The organism is Mycobacterium shigaense, from assembly GCF_002356315.1.
Taxonomy (GTDB): domain Bacteria; phylum Actinomycetota; class Actinomycetes; order Mycobacteriales; family Mycobacteriaceae; genus Mycobacterium; species Mycobacterium shigaense.
On the sequence record NZ_AP018164.1, the window covers coordinates 773482 to 788681 of the forward strand.

The following is a 15200-nucleotide window of genomic DNA, read 5'->3' on the forward strand; positions in this document are numbered from 1 at the left end:
CACCTGGCGCGCGCTGACGTCGATGGGCACCGCGCTGGTGCTGCTGTGCCTGCTGGCGCTGGGCGCGATCCCCGGCGCCCTGCTGCCGCAGCGCAGCCTCAACGCCGGCAAGGTCAGCGAGTATCTGGCCGCGCACCCGACGATCGGCCCCTGGCTCGACCGGGTGCAGGCGTTCGACGTGTTCTCCAGCTTCTGGTTCACCGCTATCTATGTGCTGCTGTTCGTGTCCCTGGTGGGCTGCCTGACGCCGCGGATGATCGAGCACGCCCGCAGCCTGCGCGCGACCCCGGTGGCCGCCCCCCGCAACCTGGGTCGGCTGCCCAAGCACGCAGCCTCCGAGCTGGTGCTCGCCGACGACGCCGACCTGAACGCCGTCGCGAACACCATCGCGGGGCGGCTGCATGGCTGGCGTACCGCGATCCGGCACGACGACGCGACCGAGGCGGCGGAGGTCTCCGCCGAGAAGGGCTACCTGCGCGAGTTCGGCAACATCGTCTTCCACTTCTCGTTGCTGGGCCTGCTGGTCGCGGTGGCCGTCGGCAAGCTGTTCGGCTACGAGGGCAACGTCATCGTCATCGCCGACAGCGGCCCGGGCTTCTGCTCCGCCTCACCGGCCGCGTTCGACTCGTTTCGCGCCGGCAACACCGTCGACGGCACGTCGCTGCATCCGATTTGCTTGCGGGTCAACGACTTTCAGGCGCACTATCTGCCGTCGGGCCAGGCCACCTCGTTCGCCGCGGACATCGACTACCAGGCCGGACGCGACCTGAGCGCCAACAACTGGCGGTCCTATCGGCTGGAGGTCAACCACCCGCTGCGGGTCGGCGGCGACCGGGTGTACCTGCAGGGCCACGGCTACGCGCCCACCTTCACGGTGACCTTCCCGGACGGGCAGACGCGCACGTCGACCGTGCAGTGGCGGCCCGACAACCCGCAGACGCTGCTCTCGTCGGGCGTCGCGCGCATCGACCCGCCGGCGGGCAGCTATCCCAACCCCGCCGAGCGCCGCAACCACGAGATCGCGATCCAGGGCCTGCTTGCGCCGACCGCGCAGCTCGACGGCGCCCTGCTGTCGTCGCGGTTCCCCGCGCTGAACGCCCCCGCGGTCGCCATCGACATCTACCGCGGCGACACCGGCCTGGACACCGGGCGGCCGCAGTCGCTGTTCACCCTGGATCCCCGGCTGATCGAGCAGGGCCGGCTGGTCAAGGAGAAGCGCGTCAACCTGCAGGCCGGGCAGGAGGTCCGGATCGACCAGGGGCCGGCGGCCGGCACCGTCGTCCGCTTCGACGCCGCCGTGCCGTTCGTCAACCTGCAGGTCTCCCACGACCCGGGCCAGGTCTGGGTGCTGATTTTCGCCATCACGATGATGGGCGGTCTGCTGGTGTCGCTGCTGGTGCGGCGGCGCCGGGTGTGGGTTCGTCTGACACCGGCGCCGGGACCAGCAGGTACGGTGAGCGTCGAGCTGGGCGGCCTGGCGCGCACCGACAATTCGGGTTGGGGCGACGAGTTCGAGAAGCTGACCGAGCGGTTACTCGCCGATCTCGGCGACACGGACCCCGCCGCAGCCTCGTTAAGGAGTTCTCAGGTGGACGTCACATGAATACCCTGCACGTCGACATCGGCCTGGCCCGGTACTCGGACTGGGCCTTCACCTCGGCCGTCGTGGCCCTGGTGGTCGCGCTGTTGCTGCTGGCGTTCGAGCTGGCCTACGTCGGCGCCCGCCGCGCCGACACCCGCGAGCGGGTGCTTGCCGGCGCCGTGCCGGTCGACAGCACCGCGCCGGGCATCGTCGCGGAGGCCGGCCAGCGGCCCTTCGACGAACGCGTCGGGCGGGCCGGCCTGGCGGTCACCTATCTCGGCATCGGGCTGCTGCTGGCCTGCATCGTGCTGCGCGGGCTGGCCACCATGCGGGTGCCCTGGGGCAACATGTACGAGTTCATCAACCTGACCTGCATGTGCGCACTGCTCGCCGGGGCCTTCGTGCTGCGCCGCCCGCAGTACCGTCCGCTGTGGGTGTTCCTGCTGCTGCCGGTGCTGATCCTGCTCACGGTGTCCGGGCGCTGGCTCTACACCAACGCCGCGCCCGTGATGCCGGCCCTGCAGTCCTACTGGCTGCCCATCCACGTGTCGGTGGTCAGCCTGGGCTCCGGGGTGTTCCTGGTCGCCGGCATCGCCAGCATCCTTTTCCTGCTGCGCACATCGCGGTTCGGCGACCCGGCCACCCCCGGCGCGCTGGCGCGGATCGTGCAGCGCTTCCCCGACGCGCAGACTCTGGACCGCATCGCCTACCGCACGACGATCTTCGCGTTCCCGGTCTTCGGGTTCGGCGTGATCTTCGGCGCCATCTGGGCCGAGGAGGCCTGGGGCCGGTACTGGGGATGGGATCCCAAGGAAACGGTTTCGTTCATCGCGTGGGTGTTATACGCCGCATACCTGCACGCCAGGTCGACCGCGGGATGGCGGGACCGCAAGGCCGCCTGGATCAACGTGGTGGGGTTCGTGGCGATGGTCTTCAATCTGTTCTTCGTTAACCTGGTGACGGTGGGTCTGCATTCGTACGCGGGCGTGGGGTGACAGTTAGCAACCGACGGCCAAACAGGGGGAGTGCACGTGTCTGACCAGGGAACGAGCGGCGTGGGGGCGCCCGAGCATCCGACGACCGAGATGTCTGCTCCGCAGGAGCGGCCTCAGCAGTCCGCCGAAGCACGCGAGGATGCGCCGACGCGCGCCTTCGCGGGATTTCGCACCGAGCGCCGGGTCCCGGCGCCCGAGCAGCGGGAGTCCGCGCCCCCGACGGACGTGCGGCCGGCCGCCGGAATGCCATCGTGGGACGCCACCCCGGTCACCGGGATTCCCCGCGTCGACCCGACGGCGTACGGCGCCTACTACAACGGGCCGGCCGAGGCGCCGCCGCGCCAAGCCCCGACTCCGCCCTACCGCCCGGAGTATCTGCCGCACACGCCGTACCCGGAGCTGTCTACCGGCATGCTGCTGCGCCCGATCAAGCCGCCGCCGTCGGAGGGCTGGCGCCGATGGCTCTACGTGCTCTCCGGCCGGCTGATCAACCTCGGCGAGAGCCCGCGCGCTGCGCGGCACAACAACCTGGTGGCCCAGGTCAACCGGCCGCTGCGGGGGAGTTACCGCGTGGCGCTGCTCTCGCTGAAGGGGGGCGTCGGTAAGACCACGATCGCCGCGACGTTGGGATCCACCTTCGCCGCCATCCGCGGCGACCGGGTGGTGGCCGTCGACGCCAACCCCGACCGCGGCACGCTCAGCCAAAAAATCCCGCTGGAGACTACGTCGACCGTGCGGCAGCTGCTGCGCGACGCCGGAACCATCGAGCGCTACAGCGACGTGCGCCGCTACACCTCGAAGGGCCCGGCCGGGCTGGAGGTGCTGGCCTCGGAAACCGACCCGGCCATCTCGGAGGCGTTCAGCGCCGACGACTACACCCGCACCCTCGAGATCGTCGAGCGGTTCTACGGCCTGGTGCTCACCGATTGCGGTCCCGGCCTGCTGCACTCGGCGATGTCGTCGGTGCTGGAGAACGCCGACGTGCTGACTGTGGTCGCGTCGGGCTCCATCGACGGCGCCCGTGCGGCCTCGGCGACGTTGGACTGGCTGGACGCGCACGGCCACGAGGCGTTGGTGCGCAACTCGATCGCGGTCATCAACGCGGTGCGGCCGCGGACCGGCAAGGTCGACATGACCAAGGTCATCGATCACTTCTCGCGGCGCTGCCGCGCGGTGCGGTTGATCCCCTACGACCCCCATCTCGACCAGGGCGCCGAGATTTCGCTGGAGCAGCTGCGCCGGAACACCCGCGAGGCGTTCACCGAGCTGGCCGCCGTTGTGGCCGAAGGATTTCCGGGCGACCAGCCGAACTTAGGCGTGGGCTAGTTGTGATGTCCAGGGAGGTTGGTCAGTCTGGTGACTGGTGGCTTGCCTGCGATGGCGGAGTGGGCTCGATGGAAATTGTAGAAGTGCAGCCAGCCCGCTAAAGCGGTGTCGCGTTCTTTAGTGGACTGGTAGTGACGGGCGTAGGCCCAACCGTCGGCCATGGTGCGATGGAATCTCTCGATCTTTCCGTTGGTTTGCGGCCGGTACGGGCGGGTCCGCTTCGGAGTGACGCGCAACTCGGCACAGGCGTCACGCCACGCGAAGGATCGGTAGGCCGATCCGTTGTCTGAGAGCACTCGTTCGACGACGACCCCGCACTCGGCGAACCACGCGACTGCGCGCTGCAGCACGGCGACGGCCGTCGCGGCCTTCTCATCGGTACAGATCTCGGCGTAAGCCATCCGAGAGTGATCGTCGATCACGGTGTGTACGAACGCGATTCCGATCTTCGGGCGGTAATTCGTCGAGATGCCACCGCGTTCCCCGGTGCGGTGGCCGGTGGCGATGGCGTTGCGTTTGCTTTGTTCTCGACTCAGGAATCTGTGACCGCCACCGTCGGGGATGTTGGCGAACTTGGTGACGTCGACGTGGATCAACGCGCCGGGATGGGGATGTTCGTAGCGGCGCAGCGGTTCGCCGGTGACGCGGTCGATGTGGGATAGCCGGTTGATGCGGCACCGGGTCAGTACCGCGTGCACAGTGGAGGCCGGCACCCCCAAGCGCCCGCCGATCTGCACCGGCCCGAGCCGCTTGCGCCATCGCAGATCCACGATCCGGCGCATCAGCGCCGGTGCGGTCCTGGTGGGGCTGACGTGCGGACGTGAGCTGCGGTCGGCCATCCCGGCGGGCCCCTCGGCGCGGAACCGATCGGCCCACTTCTTGGCGGTTCGCGGGGCGACCATGAACATCTTCGCCGCCGCCGCGTAGGTCCAACCGGACTCGACGACGAGTCTGGCGAGCCTCAATCGAGCGCGCGGGGTCAGTGCAGCGTTAGCGTGGGACACGAAGGCCTCCTGGTTGATGAAGCGGTTCCTAGACAGCTCCACTTCACAACCGGAGGCCTTCCCTGTCACACAGACTCACCGATAACGGGAGAAACAACCTCCCTGGACATCACAGCTAGCCGCGGACTAGCGGGGGTTGTTGTCGCCGCGGCCTAACCGTCGCAGGAAGTCTGGGTCGTCATCGGGTCCGATGACGCGACTCTTCGCGCGATGTGACTGTGACCGCGCAGCGCGCCAGCCGATGTAGACGAGCGTCCCCAGAACCAGGACGATCAGCAGGTAGACCATCAACACCTCCTCCGACGAATATACGCGCGCCGTAGGCTCGACCTGTGTCAGAAGGGCCGAGCGACAACAGCACTGAGGATCAGGCCAGCCGCGGCAATCGGGCGCTGCTCGACGTGGGGTGGTATGCGGCCGCGCGGTTGCTGTTGGCGGCCGCGCTCACCGGGGCGATCTACCTGGCGGCGCGGCTGCTCGGGGTCAGCCAATTCCCGCTCGGCATCGCGGCCCTGTTCGGGCTGATCATCGCGATGCCCCTGGGGATCTGGCTGTTCGGCCCGCTGCGGCGCCGTGCCACGGCCAGCCTCGCCGTCGTCGGCGAACGCCGCCGCGCCGAGCGCGAACAACTGCAGGCCCGGCTGCGCGGCGAGACACCGCCGGACGACGAACCCGAAGCCGAACCCGACGAGCCGTCGCGCGCTTAGCCGTTCGGCATCCGCACGACCTGAGCGGCGTAGCTCAGGCCCGCGCCGTACCCGATCAGCAGCGCCAGATCGCCGCCCTTGGCTGTGCCGGTGCCCAGCAGTTCGGCCATCGCCAGCGGGATCGAGGCAGCGGACGTGTTGCCGGTGTGCTCGATGTCGTTGGCGACGACCGCGTCGGGGCGCAAGCCCAGATTCTTGGCCAGCACCTCGTTGATTCGGGAGTTGGCCTGATGTGGGAGGAACACGTCGATCTCGTCGGGCCGCACCCCCGCGGCGTCCATCGCCTGCCGCCCGACCTTGCCCATCTCGAAGGCCGCCCAACGGAACACCGCGCTGCCTTCGAGCCGAAGAAACGGGCGGGGCCCGGTGGGCTCGTCCATGTAGTCGATCCAGTCGATGTCCTGGCGGATGGCTTGCACCTGGTCGCCGTCGCTGCCCGCCACCGTCGGCCCGATGCCCTGCTCGGGCGTCTCGGCGACCACGACGGCGGCGGCGCCGTCGGCGAAGATGAAACAGTTGCTGCGGTCGGTCATGTCGATCGTGGGGGACAGCTTCTCCGTGCCGACCACCAGCATCTTGGTGGCGCTGCCACCCCGGATCATGTCGGCCGCGACGCCCAGCGCGTACCCGAAGCCGGCGCACCCCGCCCCGATGTCGAACGCGGCGATGCCCGACGCGCCCAGCCCCGCGGCGACTTCCGGGGCGCACGGCGGCGTCTGCAGGAAGTGCGTGCTGGTGGCGACGATGACGCCGTCGATGTCTGCCGCCGTCAGCTCGGCGTTGGCGATCGCCTCGCGGCCGGCCTCGATCGCCATCGACGCGGCGGATTCCGCGCGGGCGGCGAATCGGCGCGTCTTGATGCCGGTTCTGGAGTGGATCCATTCGTCGGACGAGTCGATGTTTTCGCAGATCTCGTCATTGGTGACCACCCGCTCGGGGCGGTAGGCGCCGACGCTGAGCAATCCGATGTTCTTGGGCCCGCTGGTGATGGCGATCTGCTTCATTGCACTCCTCGCTCGGTGTTTCTCCAGCTAGCGGCGAAAGGGCCCCCGAAGTCAATCCCCCATTGTCACCGGATTCGTCGACCCGTGGTGGTGGTCGGTGCTTGGTGCCGGGCTATCCCGAGTGTGCCAGCGCCAGCGCCGCGCCCACCGCGATCGCCCACACCAGCATGGCCAGCCCGGTGTCGCGCAGCACCGGAATCAGCTGGGGTCCGCCGCCCCCGGAGCGCACGGGCCGGGCGGCGCGTAACGCCAGCGGGGTGGTCACCAGCCCGACCGCGCACCACGGCGTGGCAAGCATCAGCACCAGGGTCAGCACCCCCGCTGTCGCCAACAGCAATTGGTAGAGCATGCGGGTGCGGGCGTCGCCCAGGCGGACCGCGAGGGTGATCTTGCCGGACAGTGCGTCGGTGGGGATGTCGCGAAGGTTGTTGGCCACCAGCACCGCCGACGACAGCGCCCCGATCGAGACGGCCAGTGCCGCGCCCACCCAGTCGATCCGCAGCGCCTGGGTGTACTGCGTGCCGAGCACCGCGACCAGGCCGAAGAACACGAACACCGCGACCTCGCCAAAACCCGCGTAGCCGTAGGGTTTCGACCCGCCGGTGTACAGCCACGCCCCGGCGATGCAGGCGGCGCCGACCGCGATCAGCCACGGCGCGCTGGCCAGCGCCAGCGCCAGGCCGGCGGCCGCGCCCACCGCCAGGCTGGTCACCGCGGCGGTCAGCACCGATCGCGGGGTCGCCAGCCGCGAGCCCACCAGCCGCATCGGGCCGGCGCGGTCGTCGTCGGTGCCGCGGATGCCGTCGGAGTAGTCGTTGGCGTAGTTGACGCCGACGATCAGCGCGAGCGCCACCGCCAGCGCCAGCAGGGCCTTCCACCACACGGCCGATCCCAGCCAGGCCGCGGCGCCAGTGCCCGCGATGACCGGGGCTACCGCGTTGGGCAGCGTCCGCGGCCGCGCACCCGAGATCCACTGCCCAACACTCGCCACCAGGCCATCCTGCCCTATGCACAACAATGGGCGGATGCTCGGAGTGATCGGCGGCAGCGGCTTCTATACCTTTTTCGATTCCGGCGTCCGCAGCGTCACCGTGGACACCCCGTACGGCGAGCCCAGTGCCGCGGTCACGGTCGGCACCATCGGCGAGCACGAGGTCGCGTTCCTGCCGCGGCACGGCGCCGGCCACGAATTCTCGGCACACACGGTGCCGTACCGGGCCAACATGTGGGCGCTGCGCAAGCTCGGGGTGCGCCGGGTGCTGGCGCCGTGCGCGGTCGGCAGCCTGGATCCGCGCTACGGCCCGGGCGCGGTGGTGGTGCCCGACCAGCTGGTGGATCGCACCACCGGCCGTGCCGACACCTACTTCGACTCCGGGGCTATCCACGTCGACTTCGCCGACCCGTATTGCCCGGAGCTGCGCGGCGCGGTCACCGGCCTGCCCGACGTGGTCGACGGCGCCACGATGGTGGTGATTCAGGGGCCGCGGTTTTCCACCCGGGCCGAGAGTCAGTGGTTCGCCTCGGCCGGGTTCACGCTGGTCAACATGACCGGGTATCCCGAGGCTGTGCTGGCCAGGGAACTCGAAATATGCTATGCAGCAATCGCTTTGGTAACCGATCTGGATGCCGGGATCGCGGCCGGCGACGGCGTGAAGGCCATCGACGTGTTCGCGCAGTTCGAAAAGAACATGACGTCGTTCAAGGCGCTGGTGCGCGCGGCGATCGGGCGGGTCGCCGCCGAGCACGACTGCACGCATTGCCAGGCGCACACCGGCGTCACGCTGCCGTTCGACCTGCCATGAGGGTGCTGCTCACCGGCGCGGCCGGTTTCATCGGTGCGCGGGTGGACACGGCGCTGCGGGCGGCAGGCCACGAGGTGATCGGCGTCGATGTGTTGCTGGCCGCCGCACACGGTCCAAGCTCTGTGTTGCCCAACGGATGCCACCGGGTCGACGTCCGCGACGGTGAGGCGCTGGCGCCGCTGCTGCACGGGGTCGACCTGGTGTGCCACCAGGCCGCGATGGTCGGCGCCGGGGTCGACGCGCCCGCCTACGGCGGCCACAACGATCTCGCCACCACGGTGCTGCTGGCGCAGATGTTCGCCGCGGGCGTGCGGCGGCTGGTCCTGGCGTCGTCGATGGTGGTGTACGGGCAGGGCCGCTACGCGTGTCCCGAGCACGGTTCGGTCGCCCCGCTGCCGCGCCGGCGGGCCGACCTCGACGCGGGACTCTTCGAGCACCGCTGTCCCGCTTGCGATTTGCCGGTCGCCTGGCAGCTGGTCGACGAGGACGCCGCCCTGCGGCCGCGCAGCCTGTACGCGGCCAGCAAGACCGCCCAGGAGCACTACGCGCTGGCCTGGTCGGAGTCCACCGGCGGCTCGGTGGTGGCGCTGCGCTACCACAACGTCTACGGCCCCGGCATGCCGCGCGACACTCCCTACTCCGGGGTTGCGGCGATCTTCCGGTCAGCGCTGGAAAAAGGTCAGCCGCCAAGGGTTTTCGAGGACGGCGGCCAAATGCGCGACTTTGTCCACGTCGACGACTTGGCCGCGGCCAACCTCGCCGCGACTGGTGAACGGGTCGGCTTCACCGCGGTCAACGTTTGCTCCGGACGGCCCATCTCCATTCTGGAGGTGGCGACCGCCCTGTGCGAGGCGCGCGACAGTTCGGCGTCCCCGATGGTCACCGGACAGTACCGCAGCGGGGACGTGCGCCACATCGTCGCCGACCCCACCCGCGCCGCCGACGTGCTCGATTTCCGCGCGGCGGTCGACCCGCGTGCGGGCCTGCGTGAGTTCGCGTTTGCGCCGCTGCGCTAAACCCGTGCGCGTCTACGGTTTACGTCAAGCGTTCGGGGGCCGGTAGATATGCGGCTTGGGCACGGGAATCTGACTGGTGGCCGAGTCGTCGCCGCGGAAGATCCGCGGCGAGTGGGCCGGGTGCGGGTCGGTCGGGATCCGGGTGGTGGCCGCGGCCGACGGCGGCGCGGTGCCCACCGGGATGCGGGTGGTCTCCTGGGCCGCCCGCGGTGCCGCGGCGGCCGTGGGCCGGCCGGCGGCGCGGCGTCGTTGGCGGCGCAGCCGGCGACCGCTGAAGTGTCCGGTGACGATCGCCGCCGCCAGGATGCACAGGCCCAGCACGCTCAGCGTGACGTCGAACAGGCTAGTGATCTGCTGCGCCAGATCGTTTCCGTAGACCGGGTTTTCGGCGACGCCGGTGGGCGGTTGAGCGAAACGCGGAGCCAGCGCGACACCGATCACGATGCGGGCGATGCTCAGCGTCGCGACCAGCCCGCACAGCGACGAGGTCAATCGCGCCGACAGTGTCTCCCTGACCAGGTTGCGGCGCAGCCAGATCGCCAGCACCGCGGTCACCAGGTCGAAGCCGGCCAGCACCAGGGTGTCGTACCGCGAGAACGGGTAATCCAGCGTGATCGCGACCACGAGGTCGTTGATCCGCATCGCCACCGACCCCAGACACCAAACGGCGATGAGCAGCAAGCCATTTCGGGCCGCTGTGCGCCACGCGTTCTCCTCGGTCGTCGACGGGTGGCGCTGGCGGGACAGGGCGCGCGGCGCGAAGATCGCCGCGGCCGCCGCCCACGCCAGGTAGCCCTCGAAGCCCACCCCGGCCGTCGAGGTGTTCTGCGCGATGCCGTGGAACGCGTCGATGTCGCGGCCGACGGGCAGGGTCCACACGACGATCCCGGCGAGCAGCGCGGAGGACCCCAGCGCGACGGTTTCCAGCCGAGAACCCTGGGAACTGCGCAGCAGCCACCGTGACGCGACGACCACGGCGATCAACGCGACGACGCCGTAGACCACCGCGGTGGCGATGACCGCGATGTTCTGCTGGCCGAACCCACTCGAGCCGTCCGGGTTGTGCACGGCGTAGCGCACCCGCCAGTACAGGTTGAAACCGAAGCTGGCCAGCGCGCCCAGGATCGACGCGTAGCCGATGATCCGGGCCGATCGCACCCACCGCTGGAACCCGGCTTCGTCCGGGCCGGCGAGCGAGGGTTGCGCGCCCAGCAGCGCCCCGGCCACGCCCACCCAGGCCCCCGGCCCCACGCCGCCGGGCACGGTGACGGTGCCGCCGAATCGGACGGTCTCGAATGCGTCGAAGCCCACGAAGGCGAGGACCAGCAGCAGGTAGGGGACTTGGAGCCAGAATCGAATCCCGCCGGCGGGTCGCCGGGACGCGCCCAGCGCGACGGAGATCAGGGAGAGCGCCGTCACGCCGAGCAGCACCCAGAACAGGGCCATGCTGCTGTCGGGGATGCCGATGCCGAAATACAGGTTCCAGGGCAGCAACGGGGCGACGACAAGCAGGGCGGCTGCCGTCAGGGCGATCACGACGGCCGCCCGTCGGGGCGCCTGGACGGCCGCGGCCGCCCCCGCCGGCGGGTGGGCGCGGTCTGTGTCAGTCGTAGCAGTCTGCTGTGCGTGGTCGCCGGTGATCGGGCCGGTCGGCGCGTCGTCGCTGCTCTGGCTCATTGTTCCCCTCGGGTATCGAGGACGGTTAAGGGCGGAGCAATTTCGCGTGTGTGGCGAGGGAACCCCCCGCCGCCGCGACTGCGTTGCTTACTTGGAAACATAATCTCCGTTCGGGCGACGCGTCAGTGGCTAACAACGTCCGGCTCCGCGGACACGGCTTCGCGCCGCGGTTTGGAAACCCGGTTACGCTGCGCTCGTAGGCGAACGTTGATTTGGTAGTCCGACGGTATCGCAGTCTAGTGATGCCGGAACATGCTGGTCTGGGTGGCCAGCCGAAGGAGAGCCGGGATGGACGTCGTTTTGGGGGTTGCGGTCACCGGCCCCGTCGCGCGCTTGGCCCTTGTCGGAACGGGCGCCGACGCCACGGGTGTAATTGATCAGTCCGTCGTCGACCTGGCTAACAACCCGATTGAGCAACTTCGGGAGACAGTCGTCGGCACCGATCGGCTGCTGGCCGGCGAGAATCACCGGCTGGTCGGCACCCGGGTGTGTTGGACCGACCATCCCCAAGCCGATCAGCTGCGCCGGGCGCTGGAAGATTCCGGGGTCCACAACGTCGCGGTGCTGTCGGAGTCGCAGGCCGTTCGGGCTCTGATGCGGGCGGCCGGGCGGCCGGGCAGCGCGCTGCTGTTCGACGACGCGACGGCCTCGCTGTCGCTGGTGGATCCCGCCGCCGCGGACGACGATGCGCCGCCGACGCTGCTGGCCCAGGGACCGGTGACGGACGACGCGACGGGCGCGCTGGACACGGTACTGGCCCGGCTCGGCGACCAGTCAGGCGGCCCGCGGGATGTGCTGCTGGTCGGCGCATCCGGTGATCTCGACCGGGTCGCCGAGCAACTGCGCGAGTCGTCGACGATGCGCGTGCGGATTCCCGAGGACCCCACGTTCGCCCTGGCCCGCGGCGCCGCGCTCGCGGCCGCGCCGCCTGCCCCGGACGGCACGGCCATGGCACCGGCCGTCGCGCTCACCGGCGACGAGACGGCGATGGCGCCGGCCGCGGGGCTGGATCCCGACGCGACGACGATCGTGCCAGCCGAGGCGCAGGCCGCCGACGCGCAGCTGGCCTATTCGATGGCCGAGGACGACTCCGGCCTGCCGCCGGGTGATCTCGACGAGTTCGACGACTACTACGAGTCCGAGGCCGAAACCGGCCCGCTGAAGCTGAGCCGACGGTCGTTGCTGGTCGGCAACGCCGTCATCGCGTTCGCGGTCATCGGCGTCGCCTCGCTGGCCGTCGCGGTCGTGGTCGCCGTCCGGCCGACCGCGAGCACCGAACCGGTGATCGGACACCAGAACGCCGCTCCGGGCAAGTTCATGCCACTGCTGCCGACCCAGCAGCAGGCGCCGGTGCCGCCGCCCCCGCTCGAGGCGCCCAACGCCGGATACCAGGGCGGCACGATCGTCGCCCCACGGGCGCCCGCCGTGGGCCCGGCCCCGATCGTGCCGGGCACGCCGGGCACGCCGGGTGCCCCCGGCTTTGTGCCCAACCCGAACCCCGCTGTGCCGATCCCGATCCCGATCATCATCCCGTTCCCGGGTTGGCGGCCGCAGCCGCCGCCGTACTGGCCGCCGTACACGCCGCCGACGTGGACGACAACGACGACGACGTCGCCCACGAGCTCCACCAACCCGACGACGCCGACGACCTCCACCACGTCCACCACGTCCACGACGTCCACCACGTCCACGACGTCCACGACGTCCACGACGTCCACGACGTCCACCACGTCGACGACCTCGTCGACGCCGACGACGTCGTCGACACCGACTACCACCGTCGCCCCGACGACGACGCAGTACACGCCGCTCAACCCGACCACGACCGTCGCCCCCACGACGGCCCCCAGCACGGTGCCGACGACGGTCGCGCCGAAGACGCAGGTGCCGACGCAGTCGGTGCAGCCGACGATGACCGCGCCGCACACGTCGGCGCCGGTCACTCCCAAGCCGGTCATCCCGCAACAGCCCCGCTCGCACAGCGGATCCTGACCGCCGCGCTCTAGGGTCGAAGGCGTGCCCGACGATCCCGTCACCGTGGTGCTGCCCTGCCTGAACGAGGCGGAGTCGTTGCCGGCGGTACTCGCGGCCATCCCGGCCGGCTATCAGGCGCTGGTAGTCGACAACGACAGCACCGACGACACCGCCGCGGTGGCCCGGCGGCTCGGCGCGGACGTGGTCACCGAGCCGCGGCCCGGATATGGCTCGGCGGTGCACGCGGGCGTGGTCGGCGCGACGACCCCGATCGTGGCGGTCATCGACGCCGACGGTTCGATGGATCCCGCCCAGTTGCCGCGGCTGGTGGCCGCGTTGCAGGAGGGCGTCGATCTGGTGGTGGGCCGCCGCCGGCCGGTGCCCGGCCTGCACTGGCCGTGGGTCGCCCGGGTGGGCACCGTGGTGGTGAGCTGGCGGCTGCGCACCCGGACCGGATGCGAGAACCGCGGGCAACCTCGACGCTCTTGAGTGAGTTGACGTTCTTTGTCTCGCTGAAGCCAGCGGGGACCCGAACCCGGACGGGCCAAGACCCGGCTCGCCAACGCCCACGCCGATTCGGCCGGCGGATACCTGGTGCTGCAGATCGGGATGGACACCCCGCAGGTCACCGGCGACCTGCGGGCCGCGTGCGCACACCCGCGATGGCCGAGTGCCTGCGCTCCGTGCCGATGTCTCATCCCGACACCGGCGAGCTCACCCTAAAGGCGCCGCGCGACAACGGTGTCGACGTCGAGCATTGGCATCGCTGGCCGACTTCGACATCGCCGGCGACGTCGTCGCGGTGCGCGACGCCTGCGGGCCGGACAGCCGCTTCGCGCGTATCATCCGCGCTACCGGGTTGTAGCCGCGTCGAGGTCAGGCGCGACGGCGCAAAACCACTGCGCGCCCGGCGATTCCGACCGCGAACATGCCCAGGCCAGCCACGGCCGATTGCCACGGCAGCGTGGCCATCAGCACCAAGCACCCGACCAAACCGCAGGCGTTGAGGACGCGGCGGCGACGCAGCGTGTACGCGGCCGCATTGGCGATCGCGTAGTAGATCAGCACCCCGAACGAGGAGAAGCCGATCACCCCGCGCAGGTCGACCGTTGCCACCAGGGCGCAGACGACGACGCTCAGCGTGATCTCCGCGCGGTGCGGCACGTGATAGCGCGGATGTACGGCGGCCAGCCAGCCGGGCAGATCGCGATGACGCGACATCGCCAGTGTGGTGCGCCCGAGCCCGGCGACCAGCGCCAGCAGCGCGCCCATGCTGGCCAGCGCGGCCCCGACGGTGATCACGGGTACCAGGGCCGGCACGCCGGCGGCGCGGACGGCCTCGGCCAGCGGCGCCGCGGCGTGGGCCAGCCGGTCCGGCCCCGCCGCGGCCAGCGCGGCAACGGCGACCAGCAGATAGATCGCCACCGCGACCGCCAGCGCGAGCGTGATCGCCCGCGGGATGGTGCGCGCCGGGTCGCGCACCTCTTCACCCATCGTCGCGATCCGGGCATAACCGGCGAACGCGAAAAACAACAGCCCGGCCGACTGCAGCACGCCGTAGGCGCCACCGGTGAACCATTCGTGCAACGGCTCGGTCTTGCCCGCCGCGATGCCCACTACTACCGCGGTCAGCGCAATCAGCGTGCACACCAACAGGATTCGGGCCAACATCGCGGTCTTGGTGACGCCGCGATAGTTCAGAGTGGTCAGCAGCAGCACGGCGGCGACCGCGACGGCCCGCTGGGCCCACGCCGCCGCCCCGGGGGCCGCGTAGGCGGCCACGGTCAGCGCCATGGCCGCGCACGACGCGGTCTTGCCGATCACGAAGCCCCAGCCCGCGATGAAACCCCACCACGGGCCCAGGCGTTCGCGCCCGTAGATGTACGTTCCGCCCGACGTCGGATACACCGCGGCGAGTTGGGCCGACGCGGTGGCGTTGCAGTACGCGATCGCCGCGGCCAGCGCCAGCCCGATCAGCAGGCCTGCGCCGGCGGCGCGGGCGGCCGGGCCGAACGCGGAGAACACCCCGGCGCCGATCATCGACCCGAGCCCGATCACGACGGCGTCGGTGGTGTCGAGCCGACGCGCCAATCCCGGTTGCTCTGTCATCGGT

General features: G+C 70.5%; 13 protein-coding genes and 2 pseudogenes. 9 read left to right on the forward strand and 6 right to left on the reverse strand.

Annotated features, from left to right (window positions below):
• The first annotated feature begins 22 nt into the window (after positions 1-22).
• The 3 genes from MSG_RS03695 to MSG_RS03705 all read left to right on the forward strand — a co-directional run bounded on the left by MSG_RS03695 (position 23) and on the right by MSG_RS03705 (position 3903).
• Positions 23-1603 carry a cytochrome c biogenesis protein ResB gene (locus MSG_RS03695; RefSeq protein WP_096444025.1) on the forward strand — a complete coding sequence of 527 codons (1581 nt, stop codon included), beginning with the start codon at positions 23-25 and terminating at the stop codon, positions 1601-1603.
• Positions 1600-2577, forward strand: coding sequence for a c-type cytochrome biogenesis protein CcsB (ccsB, locus tag MSG_RS03700; protein WP_096437205.1), 978 nt, complete (start codon positions 1600-1602; stop codon positions 2575-2577). The genes MSG_RS03695 and ccsB overlap by 4 nt, the downstream gene beginning before the upstream one ends.
• A gap of 90 nt (positions 2578-2667) precedes the next feature.
• A complete protein-coding gene (locus MSG_RS03705; protein WP_096444027.1) occupies positions 2668-3903 on the forward strand; it encodes a MinD/ParA family ATP-binding protein in 1236 nt (411 codons plus the stop codon).
• Here MSG_RS03705 and MSG_RS03710 read toward each other — a convergent pair.
• On the reverse strand, positions 3900-4907 hold the full coding sequence (locus MSG_RS03710; RefSeq protein ID WP_118915815.1) for an IS481 family transposase: 1008 nt from the start codon (positions 4905-4907) through the stop codon (positions 3900-3902). The two genes, MSG_RS03705 and MSG_RS03710, sit on opposite strands and share 4 nt — an antisense overlap.
• Before the next feature lie 126 nt (positions 4908-5033).
• Positions 5034-5195, reverse strand: a complete 162-nt coding sequence (locus tag MSG_RS25080) for a hypothetical protein (protein ID WP_096444029.1) — start codon at positions 5193-5195, stop codon at positions 5034-5036.
• Between the two features lie 44 nt (positions 5196-5239).
• Here MSG_RS25080 and MSG_RS03720 point away from each other — a divergent pair, with 44 nt between their 5' ends.
• Positions 5240-5614 carry a DUF4229 domain-containing protein gene (locus MSG_RS03720; RefSeq protein ID WP_096437207.1) on the forward strand — a complete coding sequence of 125 codons (375 nt, stop codon included), beginning with the start codon at positions 5240-5242 and terminating at the stop codon, positions 5612-5614.
• On the opposite strand, the gene fabH is transcribed toward MSG_RS03720, so the two are convergent.
• Both fabH and MSG_RS03730 read right to left on the reverse strand, forming a co-directional pair.
• Positions 5611-6618: a beta-ketoacyl-ACP synthase III gene (gene fabH / locus MSG_RS03725; protein ID WP_096437209.1), complete on the reverse strand. Its 1008-nt coding sequence runs from the start codon at positions 6616-6618 to the stop codon at positions 5611-5613. The genes MSG_RS03720 and fabH overlap by 4 nt on opposite strands.
• A 112-nt stretch (positions 6619-6730) precedes the next feature.
• Positions 6731-7609: a 1,4-dihydroxy-2-naphthoate polyprenyltransferase gene (locus MSG_RS03730; protein ID WP_096437211.1), complete on the reverse strand. Its 879-nt coding sequence runs from the start codon at positions 7607-7609 to the stop codon at positions 6731-6733.
• A gap of 34 nt (positions 7610-7643) precedes the next feature.
• Between MSG_RS03730 and MSG_RS03735 the strand changes: the two genes are divergently transcribed.
• Positions 7644-8420, forward strand: a complete 777-nt coding sequence (locus tag MSG_RS03735) for an S-methyl-5'-thioadenosine phosphorylase (RefSeq protein ID WP_232011153.1) — start codon at positions 7644-7646, stop codon at positions 8418-8420.
• Positions 8417-9436, forward strand: a complete 1020-nt coding sequence (locus tag MSG_RS03740) for an NAD-dependent epimerase/dehydratase family protein (protein ID WP_096437215.1) — start codon at positions 8417-8419, stop codon at positions 9434-9436. Before MSG_RS03735 ends, MSG_RS03740 begins: the two co-directional genes overlap by 4 nt.
• A gap of 24 nt (positions 9437-9460) precedes the next feature.
• Here MSG_RS03740 and MSG_RS03745 read toward each other — a convergent pair whose 3' ends face one another.
• Positions 9461-11113, reverse strand: a complete 1653-nt coding sequence (locus MSG_RS03745) for a DUF7937 domain-containing protein (protein ID WP_096437217.1) — start codon at positions 11111-11113, stop codon at positions 9461-9463.
• 288 nt (positions 11114-11401) lie between these two features.
• Between MSG_RS03745 and MSG_RS03750 the strand changes: the two genes are divergently transcribed.
• The 3 genes and pseudogenes from MSG_RS03750 to MSG_RS03760 form a co-directional block, all read left to right on the forward strand.
• Complete coding sequence (locus MSG_RS03750) at positions 11402-13105, forward strand: hypothetical protein (protein WP_096437219.1); 1704 nt, start codon at positions 11402-11404, stop codon at positions 13103-13105.
• A 24-nt stretch (positions 13106-13129) separates the two neighbouring features.
• A pseudogene (locus MSG_RS03755) lies at positions 13130-13537 on the forward strand (glycosyltransferase family 2 protein); the annotation flags it as partial.
• 102 nt (positions 13538-13639) lie between these two features.
• A pseudogene (locus tag MSG_RS03760) lies at positions 13640-13952 on the forward strand (glycosyltransferase); the annotation flags it as partial.
• An 11-nt stretch (positions 13953-13963) separates the two neighbouring features.
• Here MSG_RS03760 and MSG_RS03765 read toward each other — a convergent pair.
• A complete protein-coding gene (locus MSG_RS03765) occupies positions 13964-15196 on the reverse strand; it encodes an APC family permease (RefSeq protein ID WP_096437223.1) in 1233 nt (410 codons plus the stop codon).
• Positions 15197-15200: the final 4 nt, after the last annotated feature.